At 67.9% G+C, this 21,077-nt stretch carries 22 protein-coding genes, 1 tRNA gene and 3 pseudogenes; 17 read left to right on the forward strand and 9 right to left on the reverse strand.

Going from position 1 to position 21,077, the window contains the following annotated elements; genetic code table 11:
- Window positions 1-12: 12 nt before the first annotated feature.
- Both AV541_RS01060 and AV541_RS01065 read left to right on the forward strand, forming a co-directional pair.
- Window positions 13-423: a copper chaperone PCu(A)C gene (locus AV541_RS01060; protein WP_060384042.1), complete on the forward strand. Its 411-nt coding sequence runs from the start codon at window positions 13-15 to the stop codon at window positions 421-423.
- The gene (locus AV541_RS01065) at window positions 420-1,004 is read left to right on the forward strand and encodes an SCO family protein (RefSeq protein WP_060384043.1); all 585 of its coding nucleotides are present in this window, start codon (window positions 420-422) and stop codon (window positions 1,002-1,004) included. Before AV541_RS01060 ends, AV541_RS01065 begins: the two co-directional genes overlap by 4 nt.
- A gap of 17 nt (window positions 1,005-1,021) precedes the next feature.
- On the opposite strand, the gene AV541_RS01070 is transcribed toward AV541_RS01065, so the two are convergent.
- The gene (locus tag AV541_RS01070) at window positions 1,022-1,816 is read right to left on the reverse strand and encodes a ZIP family metal transporter (protein WP_060384044.1); all 795 of its coding nucleotides are present in this window, start codon (window positions 1,814-1,816) and stop codon (window positions 1,022-1,024) included.
- A gap of 65 nt (window positions 1,817-1,881) precedes the next feature.
- Between AV541_RS01070 and prfA the strand changes: the two genes are divergently transcribed.
- The 3 genes and pseudogenes from prfA (at window position 1,882) to AV541_RS01085 (ending at window position 4,742) form a co-directional block, all read left to right on the forward strand.
- Window positions 1,882-2,946 carry a peptide chain release factor 1 gene (prfA, locus tag AV541_RS01075; RefSeq protein WP_060384045.1) on the forward strand — a complete coding sequence of 355 codons (1,065 nt, stop codon included), beginning with the start codon at window positions 1,882-1,884 and terminating at the stop codon, window positions 2,944-2,946.
- Window positions 2,946-3,412, forward strand: a pseudogene (locus AV541_RS01080) (NUDIX hydrolase). The gene prfA and the pseudogene AV541_RS01080 overlap by 1 nt, the downstream one beginning before the upstream one ends.
- 166 nt (window positions 3,413-3,578) lie before the next feature.
- Entirely contained in the window at window positions 3,579-4,742 is a 1,164-nt protein-coding gene (locus tag AV541_RS01085) for an acyl-CoA dehydrogenase family protein (protein ID WP_060384046.1), read from the forward strand.
- Here AV541_RS01085 and rlmN read toward each other — a convergent pair.
- Complete coding sequence (gene rlmN, locus AV541_RS01090; protein ID WP_060384047.1) at window positions 4,711-5,778, reverse strand: dual-specificity RNA methyltransferase RlmN; 1,068 nt, start codon at window positions 5,776-5,778, stop codon at window positions 4,711-4,713. The two genes, AV541_RS01085 and rlmN, sit on opposite strands and share 32 nt — an antisense overlap.
- 41 nt (window positions 5,779-5,819) lie before the next feature.
- Here rlmN and AV541_RS01095 point away from each other — a divergent pair, with 41 nt between their 5' ends.
- The 6 genes from AV541_RS01095 (at window position 5,820) to AV541_RS01120 (ending at window position 11,011) form a co-directional block, all read left to right on the forward strand.
- Window positions 5,820-7,016, forward strand: a complete 1,197-nt coding sequence (locus AV541_RS01095; protein ID WP_060384048.1) for an ABC transporter substrate-binding protein — start codon at window positions 5,820-5,822, stop codon at window positions 7,014-7,016.
- Between the two features lie 10 nt (window positions 7,017-7,026).
- On the forward strand, window positions 7,027-7,794 hold the full coding sequence (locus AV541_RS01100) for a sugar phosphate isomerase/epimerase family protein (RefSeq protein WP_060384813.1): 768 nt from the start codon (window positions 7,027-7,029) through the stop codon (window positions 7,792-7,794).
- 79 nt (window positions 7,795-7,873) lie between these two features.
- Window positions 7,874-8,605 (forward strand): c-type cytochrome, encoded by a 732-nt coding sequence (locus tag AV541_RS01105; protein ID WP_060384049.1) that lies wholly within the window; start codon window positions 7,874-7,876, stop codon window positions 8,603-8,605.
- A 10-nt stretch (window positions 8,606-8,615) separates the two neighbouring features.
- Window positions 8,616-9,098, forward strand: a complete 483-nt coding sequence (locus tag AV541_RS01110; protein ID WP_060384050.1) for a DUF1129 domain-containing protein — start codon at window positions 8,616-8,618, stop codon at window positions 9,096-9,098.
- A gap of 8 nt (window positions 9,099-9,106) precedes the next feature.
- Window positions 9,107-9,739, forward strand: coding sequence for a QcrA and Rieske domain-containing protein (locus tag AV541_RS01115; RefSeq protein WP_060384051.1), 633 nt, complete (start codon window positions 9,107-9,109; stop codon window positions 9,737-9,739).
- Between the two features lie 9 nt (window positions 9,740-9,748).
- Entirely contained in the window at window positions 9,749-11,011 is a 1,263-nt protein-coding gene (locus AV541_RS01120; RefSeq protein WP_060384052.1) for a cytochrome b, read from the forward strand.
- A gap of 85 nt (window positions 11,012-11,096) precedes the next feature.
- On the opposite strand, the gene AV541_RS01125 is transcribed toward AV541_RS01120, so the two are convergent.
- The 3 genes from AV541_RS01125 to proB are packed head-to-tail and all read right to left on the reverse strand — an operon-like array spanning window position 11,097 to window position 14,304.
- A complete protein-coding gene (locus tag AV541_RS01125) occupies window positions 11,097-11,894 on the reverse strand; it encodes a YhjD/YihY/BrkB family envelope integrity protein (RefSeq protein WP_060384053.1) in 798 nt (265 codons plus the stop codon).
- A gap of 59 nt (window positions 11,895-11,953) precedes the next feature.
- Entirely contained in the window at window positions 11,954-13,195 is a 1,242-nt protein-coding gene (locus tag AV541_RS01130; RefSeq protein ID WP_060384054.1) for a glutamate-5-semialdehyde dehydrogenase, read from the reverse strand.
- A complete protein-coding gene (gene proB, locus AV541_RS01135) occupies window positions 13,192-14,304 on the reverse strand; it encodes a glutamate 5-kinase (protein WP_008633899.1) in 1,113 nt (370 codons plus the stop codon). Before proB ends, AV541_RS01130 begins: the two co-directional genes overlap by 4 nt.
- Before the next feature lie 30 nt (window positions 14,305-14,334).
- On the opposite strand from proB, the gene AV541_RS11545 reads away from it, so the two are divergent.
- A complete protein-coding gene (locus AV541_RS11545) occupies window positions 14,335-14,484 on the forward strand; it encodes a hypothetical protein (RefSeq protein ID WP_008633896.1) in 150 nt (49 codons plus the stop codon).
- Here the strand turns inward: AV541_RS11545 and AV541_RS01140 are convergent.
- Window positions 14,452-14,673 carry a hypothetical protein gene (locus AV541_RS01140; RefSeq protein WP_014510949.1) on the reverse strand — a complete coding sequence of 74 codons (222 nt, stop codon included), beginning with the start codon at window positions 14,671-14,673 and terminating at the stop codon, window positions 14,452-14,454. The genes AV541_RS11545 and AV541_RS01140 overlap by 33 nt on opposite strands.
- 79 nt (window positions 14,674-14,752) lie before the next feature.
- Here AV541_RS01140 and AV541_RS01145 point away from each other — a divergent pair.
- The 3 genes and pseudogenes from AV541_RS01145 to AV541_RS01155 all read left to right on the forward strand — a co-directional run bounded on the left by AV541_RS01145 (window position 14,753) and on the right by AV541_RS01155 (window position 16,560).
- Window positions 14,753-15,870, forward strand: a pseudogene (locus AV541_RS01145) (integrase core domain-containing protein).
- Window positions 15,861-15,937: transfer RNA gene (locus AV541_RS01150), tRNA-Arg, on the forward strand. The pseudogene AV541_RS01145 and the gene AV541_RS01150 overlap by 10 nt, the downstream one beginning before the upstream one ends.
- Window positions 15,938-15,996: 59 nt before the next feature.
- Window positions 15,997-16,560 carry a cob(I)yrinic acid a,c-diamide adenosyltransferase gene (locus AV541_RS01155; protein ID WP_008633892.1) on the forward strand — a complete coding sequence of 188 codons (564 nt, stop codon included), beginning with the start codon at window positions 15,997-15,999 and terminating at the stop codon, window positions 16,558-16,560.
- Here the strand turns inward: AV541_RS01155 and AV541_RS01160 are convergent.
- Window positions 16,557-16,832, reverse strand: a complete 276-nt coding sequence (locus tag AV541_RS01160) for a hypothetical protein (protein ID WP_008633890.1) — start codon at window positions 16,830-16,832, stop codon at window positions 16,557-16,559. The genes AV541_RS01155 and AV541_RS01160 overlap by 4 nt on opposite strands.
- 36 nt (window positions 16,833-16,868) lie before the next feature.
- On the opposite strand from AV541_RS01160, the gene AV541_RS01165 reads away from it, so the two are divergent.
- Together AV541_RS01165 and AV541_RS01170 are read left to right on the forward strand one after the other, a co-directional pair.
- Window positions 16,869-17,585, forward strand: coding sequence for an ATP-binding cassette domain-containing protein (locus AV541_RS01165; RefSeq protein WP_008633889.1), 717 nt, complete (start codon window positions 16,869-16,871; stop codon window positions 17,583-17,585).
- Window positions 17,585-18,763 carry an ABC transporter permease gene (locus tag AV541_RS01170; RefSeq protein WP_060384055.1) on the forward strand — a complete coding sequence of 393 codons (1,179 nt, stop codon included), beginning with the start codon at window positions 17,585-17,587 and terminating at the stop codon, window positions 18,761-18,763. Before AV541_RS01165 ends, AV541_RS01170 begins: the two co-directional genes overlap by 1 nt.
- A gap of 6 nt (window positions 18,764-18,769) precedes the next feature.
- Here AV541_RS01170 and AV541_RS12955 read toward each other — a convergent pair.
- Both AV541_RS12955 and AV541_RS01180 read right to left on the reverse strand, forming a co-directional pair.
- Window positions 18,770-20,439 (reverse strand): annotated as a pseudogene (locus AV541_RS12955) (hypothetical protein).
- Window positions 20,436-21,032, reverse strand: coding sequence for a hypothetical protein (locus tag AV541_RS01180; RefSeq protein ID WP_060384056.1), 597 nt, complete (start codon window positions 21,030-21,032; stop codon window positions 20,436-20,438). The pseudogene AV541_RS12955 and the gene AV541_RS01180 overlap by 4 nt, the downstream one beginning before the upstream one ends.
- Between the last annotated feature and the right edge of the window lie 45 nt (window positions 21,033-21,077).

Raw genomic sequence — 21,077 nt, forward strand, 5'->3', positions numbered from 1 at the left:
ATAGTGGGGGGCATGAGGCGCTGGATTGGACTTCTCTTCCTGCTGGCCTTGGCCTCGGCCCAGGTGGTCCGGGAGGGGTGGGTCCGCTTCTCTCCCGGCCCCAACGCCGCGGCGTACCTCACCCTGGAGAACCCCGGGGACCTTCCCCTCCGCCTCGTGGGGGCAAGGACGCCCGTGGCCGAGCGGGTGGAGCTCCACGAGACCTACGTCCGGGAGGTGGAGGGGAAGCGGGTGATGGGGATGCGCCCCGTGCCCTTCCTCGAGGTCCCGCCCAAGGGCCGGGTGGAGCTCAAGCCCGGGGGGTACCACTTCATGCTTCTTGGCCTGAAGCGGCCCTTAAAGGCGGGGGAGGAGGTGGAGGTCTACCTCCTCTTCGCCGGGGGGCGGGTCCTTAAGGTGGTCCTTCCCGTGGAGGCGCGATGAAGAGGCTCCTGCCCGCCTTCCTTCTGGTCCTTGCCCTCTTGGCCCTGGCCTACCTCCTCCTTCCCCGGGGGCACACCTTCTACGGCACGAGGCTTCTCAACCCCAAGCCTGTGGACTTCGCCCTGGAAGGCCCCCAAGGCCCCGTGCGCCTCTCCCAGTTCCAGGACAAGGTGGTCCTCCTCTTCTTCGGCTTCACCCGCTGCCCCGACGTCTGCCCCACCACCCTCCTCGCCCTCAAGCGGGCCTACGAGAAACTCCCCCCGAAGGCCCAGGAAGGGGTCCAGGTGATCTTCGTGAGCGTGGACCCCGAGCGGGATCCCCCGGAGGTCGCCGACCGCTACGCCAAGGCCTTCCACCCGAGCTTCCTCGGGCTTTCGGGAAGCCCGGAGGCGGTGCGGGAGGCGGCCCAGGCCTTCGGGGTCTTTTACCAGAAGAGCCAGTACCGGGGCCCGGGGGAGTACCTGGTGGACCACACCGCCACCACCTTCGTGGTGAAGGAGGGGAGGCTCGTCCTCCTCTATAGCCCGGACAAGGCGGAGGCCACGGACAGGGTGGTGGCGGACCTTCAGGCCCTTCTTTAAGGGCTTCGCCCCGGCGCTCAGCCCAGGGCCACGTCCAGGGCCATCATCAGGGCGAAGCCCGTCATGACCCCGAAGGTGGCGAGGTCCCCGTTTCCCTCCGCCTGGCTTTCCGGGATCACCTCCTCCACCACCACGAAGACCATGGCCCCCGCCGCCATGGCCATGAGGTAGGGAAGGAGGGCCATCATCTGGGCCACGAGGAGGGCCCCGAGCACCGCGCCCAGGGGCTCCACGATGGCGGAGAGTTGCCCGTAGAACCAGGCGAGGCCCGCCCCGATCCCCACCCGCCGCAAGGGCCAGGCGATGGCGAGCCCCTCGGGGAGGTTCTGGAGGCCGATGCCCAAGGCGAGGGCGATGGCCCCGCCCAGGGTGGCCGTCCCCGTGGGGTCCAGCCCCGCAGCCCCAAAAGCCACCCCCACGGCCAGGCCCTCGGGGAAGTTGTGCAGGGTGATGGCGAGGATCAGGAGGGTGGTGCGGCGCCAGAGGGTCTTGAGCCCCTCGGGGGCGTCCTTGGGGCCCAGGTGGACGTGGGGCAGGTAGCGGTCCAGAAGCCGGATAAGCCCCCCGCCCAGGAGAAACCCCACCACCGCCGGGAAAATGGGGTTTTTCCCCTGGGCCTCCGCCATCTCCATCCCGGGGACGAGGAGGGAGAAGACGCTCGCCGCAAGCATCACCCCGGCGGCGAAGCCCAGCATGGCGTCCAGAAGCTTGCGGCTCGGCTCCCTGGCGAAGAAGACGCTCGCCGCCCCCACTGCCGTGAGGCCCCAGGTGAAGAGGCCGCCCAGCAGGGCGTAGAGGAGAAAGGGCTCCATGCCCCCGAGTTTAGGCTAACCTAAAACCGGGGTCAAGGGCCGGGTGCGCTATCCTGGAAACAGGTATGCTGGACAAGCTTGACCGCCTAGAGGAAGAGTACCGGGAGCTGGAGGCGCTCCTCTCCGACCCGGAGGTGCTGAAGGACAAGGGGCGCTACCAGAGCCTCTCCCGCCGCTACGCCGAGATGGGGGAGGTGATCGGCCTCATCCGGGAGTACCGGAAGGTCCTTCAGGACCTTGAGGAGGCGGAAAGCCTCCTTGACGACCCCGAGCTCAAGGAGATGGCCAAGGCGGAGCGGGAGGCCCTCCTCGCCCGCAAGGAGGCCCTGGAGAAGGAGCTGGAGCGCCACCTCCTGCCTAAGGACCCCATGGACGAAAGGGACGCCATCGTGGAGATCCGGGCGGGGACGGGAGGGGAGGAGGCCGCCCTCTTCGCCCGCGACCTTTTCAACATGTACCTCCGCTTCGCCGAGGAGATGGGCTTTGAGACGGAGGTCCTGGACTCCCACCCCACGGACCTCGGGGGCTTCTCCAAGGTGGTCTTTGAGGTCCGGGGCCCGGGGGCCTACGGCACCTTCAAGTACGAGAGCGGGGTCCACCGGGTGCAACGGGTGCCCGTCACCGAGACCCAGGGGCGGATTCACACCTCCACCGCCACGGTGGCCGTCCTCCCCAAGGCGGAGGAGGAGGACTTCGCCCTCAACATGGACGAGATCCGCATTGACGTGATGCGGGCCTCGGGGCCCGGGGGGCAGGGGGTGAACACCACGGATTCGGCGGTGCGGGTGGTCCACCTGCCCACGGGGATCATGGTCACCTGCCAGGACTCCCGCAGCCAGATCAAGAACCGGGAGAAGGCCCTCATGATCCTAAGAAGCCGCCTTTTGGAGATGAAGCGGGCCGAGGAGGCGGAAAAGCTCCGAAAGACCCGCCTCGCCCAGATCGGCACCGGGGAGCGCTCGGAGAAGATCCGCACCTACAACTTCCCCCAGTCCCGGGTCACGGACCACCGCATCGGGTTCACCACCCACGACCTCGAGGGCGTCCTCTCCGGCCACCTGACCCCCATCCTGGAGGCGCTCAAGCGGGCCGACCAGGAGCGCCAGCTCGCGGCGCTGGCGGAAGGGTAATGCGCCGGGAGATCCTGGTGGCGGCGGCCATTCTCCTGGACGCTCGGGGCCGGGTCCTCCTTGTGGGCAACGACTGGGGCCGCCGGGGCCGGGTCCGCTACACCCTTCCCGGGGGACGGTGGAGCCCGGGGAGACGGCCCTGGAGGCCCTGGTGCGGGAGGTGCGGGAGGAGACGGGGCTTCGGGTCCGGTCCGTGGAGCACCTGGCCTACGTGATCCAGGTGGAGGACCGCCGCAAAAACGAGCGCACCCTGGCCATGGCCTTCCGGGCCACCTACGAGGGGCTCTTGAATCCAAGGGACCCCGACGGGCACATCGTGGAGGCCCGCTTCTTCACCCTGGAGGAGGTGGAGGAGCGGCTCAAGGGCCACCTCCCCCTCCTCGAGCCCCTGAAGGCCTACCTGCAGGGGGAGCGGGGCCGGTTTTACGCCTACGCGGGCTGGCACGCCCCGGGGGTTGTGGTTTAGGTGCCCCGAGGCGGCGGGGGTCTTTAAGGCCATCTTAGGCCTAAACCAGCATGGAGCCTCGGCAGAGGGTCCCCGGAAGCTCCGCAGGCCGGGAGGGTGGGGGCCTTGAAGCCCTTAACATGACGCTTTTTTACAGGCGATCGCCTAGGAGTTATATAATGCCCCCATGGGCCTCTGGTTTGAGGAAAGCGCGGAGGAGCGGCAGGTCCTGGGGCCTTTTCGCGAGTTCCTGAAGGCGGAGGTGGCCCCGGGGGCGGCGGAGCGGGACCGGACGGGAGCCTTCCCCTGGGAGCTGGTGCGGAAGCTGGCCCAGTTCGGGGTCTTCGGGGCCACGGTGCCCGAGGCCTACGGGGGGGCGGGGCTTTCCACCCGGCTCTTCGCCCGCATGGTGGAGGAGATCGCCTACCACGACGGGGCCCTGGCCCTCACCGTGGCCAGCCACAACTCCTTGGCCACGGGGCACATCCTCCTTGCGGGGAGCGAGGCGCAGAAGGAGGCCTTCCTCCCCAAGCTTGCCTCGGGGGAGGCCCTAGGGGCCTGGGGCCTCACGGAGCCCGGCTCGGGTTCGGACGCCGCTGCCCTCAAGACCAAGGCGGAGAAGGTGGAGGGGGGGTGGCGGCTCAACGGCACCAAGCAGTTCATCACCCAGGGGAGCGTGGCCGGGGTCTACGTGATCATGGCCCGTACCGACCCCGCCCCTTCCCCTGAGAAGAAGCACCAGGGCATCTCCGCCTTCGCCTTCTTCCGCCCCGAGCGGGGGCTAAAGGTGGGGCGGAAGGAGGAGAAGCTTGGCCTCAACGCCTCGGACACGGCGCAGCTCGTTCTGGAGGACCTTTTCGTGTCCGAGGAGGCCCTTCTTGGGGAAAGGGGGAAGGGCTTTTACGACGTGCTCCGGGTTTTGGACGGGGGCAGGATCGGCATCGCCGCCATGGCCGTGGGCCTGGGCCAGGCCGCTTTGGACTACGCCCTTTCCTACGCCAAGGGGCGGGAGGCCTTCGGCAGGCCCATCGCCGAGTTTGAGGGGGTCTCCTTCAAGCTTGCGGAGGCGGCCACCGCCTTGGAGGCGGCGAGGCTCCTCTACCTCAAGGCGGCGGAGCTCAAGGACGCGGGAAGGCCCTTTACCCTCGAGGCCGCCCAGGCCAAACTCTTCGCCAGCGAGGTGGCGGTGAAGGCCTGCGACGAGGCCATCCAGATCCTGGGGGGCTACGGCTACGTCAAGGACTACCCCGTGGAGCGCTACTGGCGGGACGCCCGCCTGACCCGCATCGGGGAGGGGACGAGCGAGATCCTAAAGCTCGTCATCGCCCGGCGCCTTCTGGAAGCGGTCTGAAGGTCAAGGGCTTGGGAACCTTCAGGGCGAGCTGGCCGCAGGCCGCCCCCACGTCCTGGCCCCGGCTCCACCTTATGGAGACGGGCACCCCCAGGCGCTTAAGCTCCTCGGCGAAGGCCAGGATCGCTGCCCTGGGCGTCCCCGCCACCGGGGCCCCTTCCCAGGGGTTGAAGGGGATGAGGTTCACGTGGGCGCTTAGGCCCTTAAGGAGCTTGGCGAGGAGCCTGGCCTGCCAAAGGTGGTCGTTCACCCCTTTGAGGAGGGTGTACTCAAAGGTGACCCGCCGCTTGGTCTTGGCGTAGTAGTGGCGCACGGCCTCCATGATCTCGGCGATGGGGTAGCGGTGGGCAGTGGGGATGATGGCTTTCCGGGTCTCGTCGTCCGGGGCGTGGAGGGAGAGGGCGAGCCGCACCCCGAGGTCCTCCTCGGCCAGGCGGTAGATCCCCTTGGGGATGCCCACGGTGGAGAGGGTGACGCGCCTGGGGCTTAGGGCGAGGGCTTTTTTGTGAAGCATGATCCGGACCGCCTTGAGGACGTTCCTCAGGTTGAGAAGGGGCTCCCCCATTCCCATCAGGACCACGTTCCGGATCTCCCTGGGGGAGAGGCCCTGGTGGTAGGCGATGGTGAGGAGCTGGTCCAGGATCTCCGCCGCGGTGAGGTTCCGCCCGAAGCCCAGGGCCCCGGTGGCGCAGAAGGTGCACCCCGCCGGGCACCCCACCATGGTGGAGAGGCAGACGGTCTTCCGGTTCTCGTAGGGCATGTAGACGGCCTCGGTCTTCTTGCCGTCTAGGAGGGTGAAGAGGTACTTGACGCTTCCGTCTTGGCTCGGGAAGGCCTGGACCAGGCTGAATTCGGAGAGGCGCCACTCCCGCGCCAAGGCCTCCCGAAGGGCCTTGGGCAGGTCGGTCATCTCCGAGAAGTCCCGCGCGCCTTTGGCGTAGAGCCAGTGGGCGATCTGGGCCCTGCGGTAGCCCTCGCCGGGGAGCTCCTCGGGGAGAAGCTCCAGGATGGGCTTGAGGGCATGGGAAGAGGCCATACCCTCCCATTGTAGCCGAGGAGGGTAGTAGAATCCGGGCCATGCGGAAGCTTCTTCCCTTGGCGCTTCTGTGCCTTTCCGCCTTTGCTCAGGTGGACGTGCCCTTCTGGCATGCCATGGACGGCCCGGCGGGGAGGCTCATCGCCGCCTTCGCCCAGGAGTTCAACGCCCGGCAGGACCGCTACCGGGTCCTTCCCCGGTACCAGGGGACCTACGAAGAGGCGGAGACCAAGCTGGTGGCCGCCCTCCGGACGGGGAGCGGTCCCGTCCTCTTCCAGGCGGAGCTTTCCTTCTTCCCCCGCCTCGTGGCCGAAGGGCAGGCCCTCGCCCTTGACCCCTACCTGAACTTGGAAAAGGCCTTCGTGGAGGACCTCTTTGCGCCCGCCTGGAACTACGGGGTGGTGGGGGAAAGACGGTACGGCCTGCCCTTCAACACCTCCACCCCGGTTCTCTTCTACAACCTGGACGCCTTCCGGGCCAAAGGGCTCAAGGCCCCCAGGAACTGGAAGGAGTTTGAGGAGGTGGCCAGGGCCCTGACCACCCGTCAGGCCAAGGGCTTCATCTTCGTCACCGACCCCCAGGCCTGGCTCTTTGAGGCCATGGTCACCAGCCGGGGGGGAAGCCTGGTGAGGGATGGGCGGCCCAACTTCACCTCGCGGGAGGTCGTGGCCGCCTTGGAGATGCTCCACCGCCTCAAGGAGGCCGGGGCGCTTTCCGTGCGCAGCATGGCCGAGGCCACCTTCGCCCAGCTGGACTTCGTGCGCACCAAGGGGATGATGGTCATGGCCTCCATCGCCAACTGGCCCGCCGCCGAAAACTTCTCCTTCGCCTTCACCCTGGGGGTGGCCCCTGTGCCCCGGGAGCCTGGGGGAAGGGTGCCCATGGGAGGGGCGCAGCTGGTGGTCCTCAAGGGGGCTTCGGAGGCCCAGGTGCGGGGGGCCTTGGAGTTTTGGAAGTACCTGATGGAACCCCAAAACGTGGCCCGCTGGGTCCAGGCCGGCTACTACGTGCCGGTGCGCAAGTCCGCTATCCCCCTCCTGGAGGGCTTCTACCGGGAGAACCCCTTCCGCAAGGTGGCCTTTGAACAGATCGCCGTGGCCCAGGAACGCCCCCGCCTCCCCCAGTTCTCCGCCTGGGCCAGCCTCCTGGCCGAGGCCTTGGAGAAGGCCCTCAAAGGGGGCGTGCCCCCCCAGCAGGTCCTGGAGGAAGCCCAGCGCAAGGCGGAGGCCCTGCGCTAAAATGCCGGGGATGCGCCTAGGTTTTGGCCCCTTCAACGCGGAGATGGGCTACGAGGAGGCCTTCCGCCTGGCGGCCGAGCTTTCCTTGGACCTCGAGGTGGCCTACGACCTGCACGAGGCCTTTCCCCTCCCGGGGGCGCGGGAGCTTAGGGCCACGGGGGAGGCCTTGGGCGTGGGCTTCACCCTCCACCTCCCCTTCGTGGAGCTGAACCCGGCAAGCCTCATCCCCAGCGTGCGCAAGCTCTCCCAGGAGCGGCTTCTCCGGGCTCTGGAGTTCGGGGAGGCCTTGGGGGCGAAGGTGGGGGTGCTGCACACGGGCCTCATCCCCGTGCGCCACCCCGTGGCGGAGCGGCTCGCCTGGGAGGCCCTGGAGGAGACCCTCGCCCTCCTCCACGACCCACCCATTCCCGTGGCCCTGGAGAACCTGGCCCTTTGGGAGCGGGACCTCGTCCGAGGTCCGGAGGAACTCCGCCGCCTTCTGGAACGCCACCCCCGCTTCGGGTTCTGCCTGGACGTGGGACACGCCCTGGTGGAGCTCGGCCCCAAGGGGCCTTTCCGCTACCTCGAGGCCCTGGGAGACCGGCTTCTCCACCTGCACCTCCACGACAACCACGGGCGGCGGGACGACCACCTCCCCGTGGGCTCGGGGCGCGTCCCTTGGGAGGGGCTTGCCCCCTTCCTCAAGAGGTTTTCCGGCACGGCCGCCTTGGAGGTAGGGGGCGGCGCTGAGGGGGTGCGGCGGAGCGTAGAGCGGCTTGCTGCCCTTCTCGCCCCCTGACGGGACATCTGTCCTTGGCCGAGGGGTCGTATAGTGGTGAAGTGGGGTCTTGCGCCCCTTTTCACGAGAGGGAGGCGAGATGATCGTAGACCGTATTGAAGTCTACCTGGACCAGGGGACGGAGCCTGTGGCCGTCCTGAAAGAACCTCCTTACCGGCTCAAGCTGGACACCCGGAACCTCCCCGACGGGGAGCACACCCTAAGGGTGGTGACCCACTTCCGCGGCGGAGGCCAGGAGATCCGGGTCATCCCCTTCACCGTCAACAACTACCCCGACGTCCTGGTCCTCGGCGTGGACGAAGGGGGAGAGGTGGCGGGGGAGGTGGAGCTCCGCATGCACGTGGGCGAGCCGGAGCTTCCCGTGGAAACCCCCCGCTTCAACCCCCTCTGGTACGCCGTGGCCGCCGTGGTGGTCCTTGGGGGAATCTGGAGCTACTTCGCCCTCTCTCCGGCCGCGGAGCGCATCGTGGAGGAGGTGGCCCCGCCCGCCCAGGAGGCCCAGGCCCAGGGGGGCGGCCAGGAGACGGCGGCGCCCGCGGGGGTGGACCCCGCCCTCATGGAGAAGGGCAAGGCCATCTACGAAGCCTACTGCGCCGCTTGCCACCAGGCCAACGGCCAGGGCATGCCCCCCGCCTTCCCCGCCCTGGCGGGCAACCCCAACCTCCAGGACGCCCAGATGATCCTCAACGTCGTCAAGAACGGCCGCGGGGCCATGCCCGCCGTGGGGGCCAACTTCAGCGAGGAGGAGCTCATCGCCGTGGCCACCTACATCCGCAACAGCTTCGGCAACAGCTTCGGCCCCGTGGAGTAAAGGAGGGAGGATGTACCGCAACGACCCCATCCTGCCCACCTTTGCCCTGATCCTGGCGGCCGGCCTCTTCTACGCCGCCTACCTGGACGGCCAGCACATCGCCCGCCTCCTGGGCCACGTCCCCGAGAAGCTTTCCGTGGGCCAGATCGGGCTCATGGCCTTCGGGGCGGTCCTGCTTCTCTACGGGCTCATGGGCTTGGTTTCCTACTGGCTTGAGGGTATGGAGCTCCGCCCGGGCCGCCACTTCCCCACCCCCTCCACCGCCCCCGTGGCCGCGGGCGTCATCCTGGTCCTCCTCCTTACCGCCCTTTCCGGCTTTTTCGTGCGGCTTCTCGTCTACGCCGCCCAGACCGGGCACAACCCCACCTGGCTCCAGGGCCTGATTTTCGGGTCCATAAGCCTCGTGGTGGCGGCCCTCTTCGGGATCTACCGCCGCTTCTTCGGCCGGGAAGAGGTGATCACCGAGGAGGAGAAGAGCGAGTTTCCCTGGTGAGGTGAAGCATGGACGAGCGCGAAGTCCGCTTGCGCCAATCCCGTAGGCGGCTTTTCCTGAAGACGGTCATCGGCACCGGCATCGGCCTCTCCCTGGTCTCCGCCTTCTACGTGGGGGCAAGCCTCAGGCCCCGGGAGGAGGTGACCCCGGAGAAGGAGCCTTTGAAGCCCGGGGACATTCTGGTCTACGCCCAGGGGGGCGGGGAGCCCCAGCCCATCCGCCTCGAGGAGCTCAAGCCCAACGACCCCTTCGTCTTGGCCTACCCCATGGACCCAAGGACTAGGGTGGTCAAAAGCGGCGAGGCCAAGAACACCGTCCTTGTGGCCCGCTTTGACCCGGAAGAGCTCTCCCCGGAAACCGCCCAGCACGCCGTGGAGGGGGTGGTGGCCTACTCCGCCGTCTGCACCCACCTGGGGTGCATCGTGAGCCAGTGGGTGGCGGACAAGAAGGCCGCCCTCTGCCCCTGCCACGGAGGGGAGTATGACCTGAAAGATGGGGCCAAGGTCCTCGCCGGCCCCCCGCCCCGCCCCGTGCCCCAGCTTCCCTTAAGGGTGGAGGACGGGGTCTTGGTGGCTGCCGGGGAGTTCTTGGGGCCCGTGGGTGTGCAGGCGAGCGCCTCGGCCTGCTGCCGCCACGTCTAGGAGGGAAGCATGTACCGGTGGCTTGACGAGCGCCTAGACCTCAAGGGGCTTTACCACAAGGTCCTGCGCAAGGCCTTTCCCGTGCACCACTCCTTCTTCCTGGGCGAGATCACCCTCTTTGCCTTCATCGTCTTGGTGCTTACCGGCATCTTTCTCACCCTCAACTTTGAACCCTCCATCCGGGAGGTGAAGCTCCCCGACGGCCGCACCGTGCCCGCTGCCTACGCCAGCGTCCTCTACATAGACAGCCTTCCCTTCGGGGCGGTGATCCGGAGCCTCCACCACTGGTCGGCCAACGTGATGATCGCCGCCGCCTTCCTGCACATGCTCCGCATTCTCCTCTCGGGGGCCTACAAGAAACCCCGGGAGCTCAACTACCTGGTGGGCCTGGCCCTTTTGGGCCTGGCGGTGGTCACCGCCTTCACCGGATATGCCCTTCCCTACGACAACTACGCGGTCACCGCCACCCGCATCGGCTACGGGATCGCAAACTCCATCCCCTGGGTGGGTACCACCCTGGCCCAGGTGATGTTCGGGGGAGAGTTCCCGGGCTCGGAGAAGTCCATCCCTAGGCTTTTTAGCCTCCACGTCCTCTGGCTTCCCCTCGGGCTCATGGCCCTCATCGGGCTCCACCTCGCCATCATGATCAAGCAGAAGCACACCCAGCCCCGCTACGCCGAGCGCGTGGCCCCGGGGAAGATCCTGGGCGTGCCCATGTACCCCCAGCAGATGGTGATGATGGTCATCCTCTTCGCCCTTTACGTGGGCATCATGACCATCATCGCCGGGGCCTTCCTGGCCCACCCCGTGGAGGCCTTTGGCCCGCCCACGCCCCAAACCCCCCAGGTGAAGCCCGACTGGTACTTCCTCTGGCTTTACGGGCTTCTCCAGATCATCCCCTCCAGCTGGGAGTTCCGCCTCTTCGGGGCCACCATCGGGCCGGAGTTCATCGGGGGCGTCGTGGTCCCCGGGGTCCTCGGCCTGGTGGCGGTTCTTCTCCCCTTCGTGGACACCCGTAAGGACAAGATGCGCTACATGGAGCTTCCCTCGGAACACCCCGTGCGGACCAGCGTCGTCTTAGCCCTCCTCGTCTTCTTCCTCATGGCGAGCCTCGCGGGGTACAAGATTGACTTCCAGCAACAGGGCTCCATCCTGGGCGAGAACGCCGTCCTCTGGACCCTGGTCCTGGGCGGGCCCCTCCTCACCTTCCTGGTTTCCTACGTGCTCATGCGGGTCTTCTACGGGAAGGCGCGGGAGGGAGAGGCCCTTTAGCCCCTGCCCGCCTTCGCCCCCACCGCAGCCGCGGTGGGGGCTTTGTACACCGCCGTGCCGGCTTGCGCCCGGTCCCCGGTTGCCTTTAGTCCGTCTCGCGGGCCTCTTCCAGGACCCGCGCCGCCACGGCGCCCACGAGGAGGGCGAGGAGGATGAGGTAGAGGCCGAGCAGGGCCAGGACGAAGCCCGCCAAGGGGCCGTAGAGGAGCTCGTACTGGGAGCGGGGAAGGAGCCTGGGAAGCCCGAGGCGGATGCCTTCAAAGAGGAGGGTCGCCACCCCCGCCCCGGCGGCGAGGGGAGGGAGGGTCCTAAGGCCTCCGCTGCCCCGGAGGAGGGCGTAGGTGAGGAGAAAAAGGAGGAAGGCGGTGGATAAGGGAACGAGTTCCTCCAAGGGCCCCAAGAGGCCTTGAAGCCCTTGGGGGAGGAAGCGGGCGAGAAACCCCAGGGCGAGGCCGAGGAGGGCGAGGAGGATGAGGCCTAGGCCCAGAAGGAAGGGCGTGACCAGGGCGAGGAGGCGGCTTCGCACCCCGGGCGGGCGGCCGAAGATCAGGCCCAGGGCGTAGCTCAGGGCGGCGAAGAAGTTGCTTCCCGACCAGAGGAGGAGGAGGCCGCTTCCCAAGGTCAGGGGGAAGGCGCCCCGGGTGAGGAAGTCCAGGAGGCTTTGGGCCATCTCGGGGCGGGCGGGGAAGAGGGCCAGGGTGAGCTCGGTGAGGGCCTGGAACACCTCGTTCCTCAGGGCGGGGTTTCCCGAGAGGAGGAAGCCGAAGAGGCCCACCAGGAGGAAGAGGAGGGGCATGAGGGAGAGGAGGGCGTAGTAGGCGAGGGCCGCGGCGAAGAAGGGGACGTGGGCCTCCTGGTAGAGGCGGTAAAAGCGCCTAAGCAAGGCCCCCTACCCCTCCGCGCCCTCGGGGTCCCAGGCCCGGGCCACGGAGCCTTCCCGCCTCACGTGCGCTCCTGGCCCTCCCCTAGGGCCACCCACTTGAGGGTGGTGAGCTCCATGGGCCCCATGGGGCCGTAGGCGTGGAGCTTGGAGGTGCTGATGCCGATCTCCGCCCCAAGCCCCAGCTCAAACCCGTCGTTGAAGCGGGTGGAGGCGTTCCAGAGGACGAGGCTTGCGTCCACCTCCTCCAAAAAGCGCCAGGCCACCCGAGTATCCTCGGTACAGATGGCCTCGGTGTGGCGGGAGCCGTAGCGGGCGATGTGGGCCAGGGCCTCCTCCAGACCCGAGACCACCTTCACCCTAAGGATGAGGTCCAGGTACTCCCGGTCCCACTCCTCCTCCTGGGCGGGGACCGCCTCTTTAAGGAGGGGAAGGGCCCTAGGGCAGGCCCTGAGCTCCACCCCCTTTTCCCGCATGGCCTCCTCCAACATGGGTAGGAAGGCCTCCGCCACCTTCTCGTGGACCAGAACGGCCTCGAGGGCGTTGCACACCGCCGGGCGCTGGGTCTTGCCGTTTAGGGCAAGGTGAAGGGCCATGGAAAGGTCCGCCTTCTTGTCCACGTAAAGGTGGTTCACCCCCTTGGCGTGGGCCAAAACGGGAACCCGGGCCTCTCTTTGGACAAGCCTTATAAGCTCCTCCCCTCCCCTCGGGATAAGGAGGTCTAGGAGCTCCAATCGGCACATCTCCAAGACGGCCTCCCGGTCCGTGGTGGGGACGAGGGTGACCGCCTCCTCGGGAAGGCCCGCCTCTCCCAGGGCCTCGTGCCAGAGGGCCACCAGGGCCCGGTTGGAGCGGAAGGCCTCCTTGCCCCCCCTGAGGAGCATGGCGTTCCCTGCCTTCAGGGCCACGGAGACCGCCTCCACCGTGGCCCCGGGCCGCGCCTCGTAGATGAAGCCAATGAGGCCCAGGGGCACCCGCATCCTGCCCACCCTCAGGCCGTTCGGCCGCTTGGCCAGGCCCTCTATCCGCCCCAGGGGGTCGGGGAGGCGGGCGATCTGCCTCAGGCCCTCCGTGAGGGTCTTGAGGTCCTTCTCCTTGAGGGCCAGGCGGTCCAGCTTGGCCTTGGAAAGGCCCGCCCTTTCCGCCTCCTCCAGGTCTTCCCGGTTGGCCCTCAGGACCTCTTCCCAGCGGGCCTCGAGGAGGTCCGCCATGGCGAGAAGGGCCCGGTCCCGGTTCCCCTTGGCGATCTCGGAAAGCCTCTTGCGTGCGCGCTCTGCCAGTTCCCGAAGGCTAGTCGCCGTCATGCTTCCTCCTTCAAGGCGAGGTGGTCCCGGTGGACCACCTCCTCGGTGTAGCGGTAGCCCAAAACGGCCTCAATCTCTGCGCTCCGCCGCCCCTTGATGCGGGCGATCTCCTCCGAGGCGTAGTTGGCGAGCCCCACCCCCACCTCCTCGCCCTCCTCCGAGAGGAGGCGGACCGCCTCGCCCCGGGAGAACCTCCCCCGCACCTCCTTAACCCCGGCGGGAAGCAGGCTTGCTCCCCGCTCCTTTAAGGCCCGCACCGCCCCCCGGTCCAGGACGAGCTCCCCCTTGGGGCGGAGGAGGCCAAAAAGCCAGGCCTTTTCCCCCCGGTAGCGCCGCCGCGCGTGGAAGTAGGTGCCCAGGGGGGCCCCGGAGAGGGCTTGGAGGAGGACCCCTGGCCGCTTCCCGGGGAGAAGCAGGGTGGGGATCCCCACCCTACCGGCGATGCGGGCGGCGAGGAGCTTGCTCTTCATCCCCCCGCTTCCTAGCGGGTTTTCCTCCCCGGCGTGGGCCAAAACCGCCTCCACGGACTCCACCTCGGGGATGGGGCGGGCCTGGGGGTTTTTCTTGGGGTCCTCCTCGTAGAGGGCGTCCACATCAGAGAGGAGGGCGAGGAGGCCCGCCTCCACCAGGGCCGCCACCCGGGCGGAGAGCTGGTCGTTGTCCCCAAAGCGGATCTCCTCAAAGGCCACGGTGTCGTTTTCGTTGATCACGGGTATGGCCCCCAGGTCCAGAAGGGCCCGCAAGGTGGCCTTGGCGTTCAGGTAGCGGCTCCTGGAGGAGAGGTCCTCGGCGGTGAGGAGGACCTGGGCCACGGGAAGGCCGAAGGGGGCGAAGGCCTCTTGCCAGAAGGCCATGAGGAGGGGCTGGCCGAGGGCGGCGAGGGCCTGCTTCTTGGGCATGTCCTTGGGGCGCTCCTTTAGCCCGAGCCGTCGCATTCCCGCCGCCACCGCCCCCGAGGAGACGAGGACCACCTCCCGGCCTTCCTCCCTCAGGGCGGCCACCTGGCGGGCGATCTCGGCCATGGCCTCGAGGTCCAGGCCCCTTTCCCCTGTGAGGACGGCGCTTCCCACCTTGACCACCAGGCGCTTGGCCGAAAGCCCCGGGCGCATTAAGGCCCAGGATAGCACCTCCCTCACCACGTGGCCGAAGACGGCACCCGCACCGCCCTCGGCCTCTGGCACCGGGGTGGGGAGAGCCGCTTCGCCCTGGAGGGGCTTCCCCAGGGCGGAGCCTTTGAGGTCCAGCTCTCGGACGGCCTAGGGGTCCGCACCCTGGTCTTTCCCCGCTAGCCTAAAGCGACCCCCTTGGAAGGCCACCTTCCCCTCCCGCTTCAGCCGCACCAGGAGGGCGAACAGGCGGGCCTTGGTGAGGCCCGGGTGCAGGGGTTTGAGGGCGGCGTGGAGTTCCTCCAGGGTGCGCTCTTGTCCCAGGGCCTGGAGGAGGAGGGCTTCCAGGCGCCTTTCCCGCACGCCTTCCATTATGAACCCGGACAGACACATATGAGACTGGACGAGTAAAAATGTGGGGACCACTCCAAGAGAGAGGAGGTCCCCACGGATGCAGCTTACCACGGTTGGCAAAGAGGTTTTGCGGGGAGCGCGGAAGGCCCGGGAACTCCAAGAGGCCGGGGCCGGCGATCCCACGGTTCAGGACCGCTTACGGAAGCTCAAACAGGTGGAGGCGCTCAGGAAATACCGGGTGGGCTGGCCCGAGATCCAGGAGCTTTTGGGGATCAGCCGGGCCACCTATTACCGCTGGCGGAAACGCCTCAAGGAAGAGGGCCTTGCCGGTCTTAAGCCTCGGTCAAGACGTCCTCAGCGCTTGCGGCGGAGGATTTACTGGTCTTCCGATCTGCTGATCCGGGTGGAAGCCCTAAGGAAGGAGAACCCCACCTGGGGCCGCTGGCCGATTTGGCTGACCCTAAGGAAGGAGGGCTTTGCGGTGAGCGAGCGCACCGTGGGGCGGATCCTGGCCTACCTGGAAGGGAGCGGACGCGTGGAGAGCGTGGCCAGTTTTTTGGCCAGGAGGGGAAGGGGAAAGGGAAGGGGAAGGCCAAGGAGGCCCTATGCGCAAAGGAAGCCCAAGGGATACGAGGTGGGTCACCCTGGCGACCTTATCCAGGTGGATACCCTCACCGTGACCCTGGGTCCTGGGGAGAGGATCCAGCACTTCTCGGCCGTCGACCTCTTCACCCGTTTCTCCCTTGCGGAAGTCCACACCCGAGCCACGGCCAACCTGGCGGCCAGCTTTCTTGCCCGCCTGATGGTGCGAGCGCCTTTTCCTATTCGTGCGGTGCAGGTGGATGGGGGCAGCGAGTTTATGTCCGATTTTGAGGAGGCCTGTGAACGTTTGGGCGTTAAGCTCTTCGTTCTTCCTCCGAGGAGCCCCAAGCTCAATGGTCACGTGGAGCGGATGCAGCGGACCTTTAGGGATGAGTTCTACACACGGCCGTTGCCTTCACAGATCCCCGAGCTCCAAAGGGAGCTTGACGCCTACCTGGACCACTACAACCGCCGGCGACCCCACCAGGCCTTGGGGGGCCTGGCCCCTTTAGAGTACCTGGCTAGAATACGGGGGGAGGCGGTCCCCACAGAGTCTCAAATGTGTTGACCGACTACACATTATTGACAGGGGCTTTCCGGCATGCTATGGTTGAGGTTGGCTTGGGCCCGTAGCTCAGCTGGATAGAGCGGCTGACTACGGATCAGCAGGTCGGGGGTTCGAGTCCTCCCGGGCCCGCCAAAGGCCGAAGCCCCCTGGGAAAACCCCAGGGGGCTTCGCTTTACCCCTAGAATGGGGCCATGAAGATCTACACCAGGACAGGAGACGCGGGGGAGACCGGCCTTTACGGGGCCGAGCGGGTGGTGAAGGCCCACCCCCGGGTGGAGGCCTACGGCACCGTGGACGAGGCCAACAGCGCCATCGGCCTCGCCCGAAGCCTCCTCCCCGGGGAGCACCGGGACCTCCACGACCTCCTGGAGCGCCTTCAAAACGCCCTCTTTGACCTGGGGGCGGACCTCGCGACCCGCATGGGAAGCCCCTACGAGAAGAACATCGCCCGCATGGACGCCGAGGACGTGAGGGCCCTCGAGGAGGCCATTGACCGCTACCAGGAGGAAAGCCCCCCCTTCCAAGGCTTTATCCTCCCGGGAGGGCACCCGGCGGCGGCCGCGCTTCACCTCGCCCGCACCGTGGTGCGCCGCGCCGAGCGCAAGGCGGTGGCCTTGAGCCGAGAAGAGCCGGTGAATCCGGAGGTGATCCGCTACCTGAACCGGCTTTCCGACCTCCTCTTCGTCCTGGCCCGGGTGGTGAACGCCCGGGAAGGGGTTAAGGAGGAGGGGTGGCTGGTGAAAAAACGCCGTTAGGGCCAAGGCTTGCCGTAGACCCGCACCTCGGCCTGGGGGAAGGCGGCCTCGAGGAGCTCCTTAAGAAACCGGGTGGCCTCGGGAAAAAGCCCGCCGCAAGGGCCTTCCATGTAGAGGAAGAGGTAGCGGGGCCTTCTGGGCGACTGGGAAAAGCCCAAGCACCCCTCGTACTCCGGGAAGTACTCGTAGAAAAGCTCCAAGAGGTCCTGAACCAGGGCCTGGGCCTCGGGCAGGGCCTCTATGGAGCTTTTGGGCTTCACCCAGAAGGTCATGGCCTTCACGCCCCCATTATTTGGTAAGTTCTTGCCATGGTCCAGGCGGAAAGCCTGACCAAGCGCTACCGCAAGGCCGTGGCCGTGGAGGGCCTGACCTTCCGGGTGGGGCCCGGGGAGGTCTACGCCCTCCTCGGCCCTAACGGGGCGGGGAAGACCACCACCTTGCGCCTCCTCTCCACCCTCGTCCGCCCGAGCGCCGGGAGGGCTCTGGTGGCAGGCTTTGACGTGATGCGGGAGCCCATCGAGGTGCGCCGCAACCTCGGCCTGGTGAACGGGGGCATGCGGGTCTACGAGCGCCTCACGGGGCGGGAGGTCCTGGAGTTCTTCGCGGGCTTCTACGGCCTCAAGGGGCGGGCCTTTCTCCAGGCCTTGGACTGGGTGGTGGACCTCTTGGAAATGGAGGAGACCCTGGACAAGAAGGTGGGGGAGATGTCCACCGGGATGCGGCAGAAGGTGGTCATCGCCCGGGCCATCCTCCACCGACCCAAGGTCCTCCTCCTGGACGAGGCCACGGCGGGTCTGGACGTTTTCGCCCGTAGGGCCCTTCTGGACTTCGTGAAGGCCTACCGGGACCTGGGCCACGCCGTGATTTACTCCACCCACGTCATGGGTGAGGCCGAGGAGGTGGCGGACCGGGTGGGCTTCCTCCACCGGGGACGGCTGGTCTACGAGGGAAGCCGGGACGAGGCCCTGGCCCTGGGGGAAGGGAGCCTGGAGCGGGCCTTCGTCCGCGAGGTGGGGAGGGCGTGATGGAAGCCGTTTTAAGAATATTCCGAAAGGAGCTCGTCCAGGTCTTTCGCGACCGGAAGCTGGTCTTCTCCACCCTGGTCCTTCCCGTGCTGCTGATGCCGGTCTTCATGTTCGGCCCAAGCCTCTTCCTGAGCCGGCTCATGCAGGGCGCGGCGGAAAAGGTGCAGGAGGTGGCCGTGGCGGGGCTTCCCCAAGAGGCCCTAAAGGCCCTGGAGGAAGCGCGGCTTGAGCCCGTGCCCCACCCGGACCCCGAAAAAGCGGTGCGGGAAGGCCGCTACCCTGCGGGGGTGGCCTTCCGGGAAGGGGTGTACCGGGTCTACGGCCGCCTGGCCTCCGGCCTCACGGAAAGCCAGGTGGTCGTGGAGAAGGTCAAGGGGGCCCTGCAGGCCCTCAAGGAGGCCAAGGTGGCGGAGGCCCTCCGGCGGGCGGGGCTTCCCCAGGAGGTCCTTTCCCCTTTCGGGGTGGAAGTGGTGGACGCCTCCCCGCCTAGGGAAAGGGCCGGGGGGCTTTTGGGGTTCCTCCTCCCCTTCTTTCTGGTGGTCTTCGTCCTCTCCGGAGGCCAGGTGGTGGCGGTGGACGCCACCGCGGGGGAGAAAGAGAAGGGGACCCTCGAGGCCCTTCTGGCCGCCCCAGTCCCCCTGGTCCAGGTAGCCCTGGGCAAGACCCTGGCCACGGTGGCCATGGCCCTCCTCTCGGGGGTGGCGGGGCTTTTGGGGCTCGCCTTGGGCGGGGCCTGGAGCGCCCGCTTTGGCGGAGGCGTCCTCACGGAGAGGGGCGAGACCCTGGCCCTGGGAGGGCAGGTGAGCCTGGATGGAGGAAGCTTCCTCGCCCTCTTCCTCACCGCCTTCCTCCTCGCCCTCTTCATGGGGGCGGTGATGGTGGCCCTGGGGCTTTACGCCAGAAGCTTCAAGGAGGCCCAAAGCTACATGGCGCCCCTACAGCTTTTGTTCCTCCTTCCCTTGCTCTTTTTGCAGTTTAGGGGCTTTCTTGAGATTGAGGCCTGGCACTACCTCCTCCCTCTCTTCAACGTGGCCCTTCTCATGGACGCTCTCCTCAAGGGAAGCGCTACCCCTTTGGAGGTGGGGTTCACCTGGGCCTCCACCCTGGTCTATGCCCTCCTCGCCCTGGGTTTGGCCGTCTGGGTCTTCGGGCGCGAGGACGTGGTGTTCCGCAACTAGGCCCCTTCAGAACTCCTCGTCCCACTCCACGATGGTCTCGCTGGTGAGGGTGGGGGTGGTCTCCCGCCTCGAGGCCTCGGGCTCCCGCTCCCGCAGGAGGCCGAACTGGGCGGCGATGCCCCGGAGGCCCGCCCCGGCGAGGGCCACCACGAGGAAGACGGAAAGCCCCCAGCCCCAATAGGCGAGGAGGGACTGGGCCACGGAGAGGTTGGCCAGGGCGCCTAAGGCGGGGAGCCCCCCGTACTCGGCCAGGATGGAACCCATGTAGGAGAGGCCTTCGGCCAAGATAGGCAGGAAGAGGAAGAAAAAGCCCAGCCCGAGGAGGTTCCAGTAGACGTTCCGCCCGCCGAAGGTGATCCGGACGAGGTAGAGGGGGAAGAAGGAAAGGACCGCCGCCAGGATAAAGAAGACGGAACGGGGGATGCCCAGGAGGAGGAGTTCTGCCTGGACCTGGAGGGCGTGCCACGGGCCGAGGGTGTTGCCCAGGAGCCGTTCTTCCAACTCCTGGAGCTCGCCGAGGAGCACGGTGATGTCCAGCGTCCTGAGCCCCACCGCCTCCCGCAGGCGTTGGAAGAGCAGGTCTGTCCGCTTGGCCACGCCCGGGGCATAGGCCTCGGCCACGGGCAGGAGCTTGAGCCGGAAACGGCTGTGGGCGTAGTCCAGCTGGGCCCGGGCCTGGGCGAAGTGGCCGCTTTCCACGTAGAGCTGGGCCAGGGCGAGGGCCCCCCGCACCTCGTCCGCCACGGCGAGCCAGTCCAGAACGCTCCCATAGCCGAGGGCCTGGAGGGCCTCGCCTAGGCGCGTTTTCGTTTCGGGTTCTAGGGCCAGGAAGCTGAGTTCCTCCTCGAGTCCCTCCGGAAGCCCCCCTGTGAAGAGGGCGCCCACGCTTCCGGGACGGGGCGGGGAGGCCTGGGGTTGGGATGCGGGCGCGGGCGTCGGGGGTGGGGCGGCCTCGGTCGGGGAAGGGGCTTGGTCTGTTTGCAGGCGCAGGAGGTCCTGCCGCCAGGCCTGGACCTGGCCGAGGAGCCTCTGGACCTCGGGGCGGAAGGGCTGGCCGGAGGAGACGAGGGCCAGGGCCTGGACGAAGTCCTGGGCCTTGAGGCGGCTTTGGGGGCTGTCCTGGACGATGAGGTAGCGGGCGTAGGCCCGGGCCAGGGCCAGGTAGGCCTGGGGGCGGCTCTGGGCGGCGAGGGCTTGGCCCAGGTCCTCCGCCATGGCCTGGAGGTAGCGGGCTTCCAGGAGCCTCCGGGCCTCCTCGGGGGGGCGGAGCGGGCCTGGGCCACCACGGCGGGGGGAAGGCCCGTGGCCCGGGCCAGACGCTGGCCCAAGGCGGCCTTCTCCTCCCCCTGGGCCTGGAGGAAGGCGTCGTAGAGGGCCTTGCCCACGAGGTGGCGGACCAGAAGGAGGCGGGCCTCGAGGTCCACCGCGCTCTTCTGCGCCAGGAACTGGCGGGCCTCCTGCAGGTTGGTGAGGGCGGCGTCCCGCAGGACCGGGGGCAACCCTCCTTCCTCCCGGAGAAGGCTTTGGGCCCGGTTGAGGGCGTTCACCGCTTGGGCCGGGTTTTCCAGGCGCACCTGGCCCAAGGCGGCCTCCAGGCGGTCGTAAAAATCGGTGAGGCCCGCGGCCAGGGCCAGGGAAAGGACGAGGGCGAAGGGCAGGACCAGACCTCTTCTCATCCGCTTACCTCCTTGGGGGCCAGGCGTTTGAGCCTGTGCATGAGCTGCCCCATGTTGGCCTCCTCCCGGGCCGTCACGCCCACGAAGCCCCCGCCCACGGGACGGAGGAGGAGGAGCCTCGAGGCGGTGCGCAGGTAAAAGAGGGCGTACCCCTGGCGGCGGAGGAGGAGGTGGGCGGTGTCCAGGGGAATAGGGAAGCCCTCGGGGAGTTCCGCCTTCCCCGAGGGGTGGGCCACCACCACCCCCGTCACCCCCTCGAGGCGGGCGAGGCTCCGGGCGAGGCGGTCCCGCTCTTCGGGGTCGGCCAGGTCCACCGCCTCGAGGGCCGGCGCGGTCTCCGGCACTGCCTCGCCTTGGGGTTTGGGCGGAGGGGGGGTGGCCGCCTTGAGCCGCCGGACGAGGGCCTTAAGCCCGGGGGGCATCTCCCGGAAGGGGAGGATGGCCCGTAGCTCCTCCCAAAGCGGCCCCTCCAAAAGCCGCGCCCAGTCCTGGGGGGTGGTCGGGCTGAGCCGCGCTTGGGCCCGTGCGAGGAGGTTGGCGGCCGCTTGCGGGGAGAGGTACTCGCTGAGGATGTCTACGACCTCGCGTTCCATAGGAGGGGCTTGCCAATCCGCCCTTTAGAGTGTACCATAACGACT

Source organism: Thermus parvatiensis (genome assembly GCF_001535545.1).
Classification (GTDB): domain Bacteria; phylum Deinococcota; class Deinococci; order Deinococcales; family Thermaceae; genus Thermus; species Thermus parvatiensis.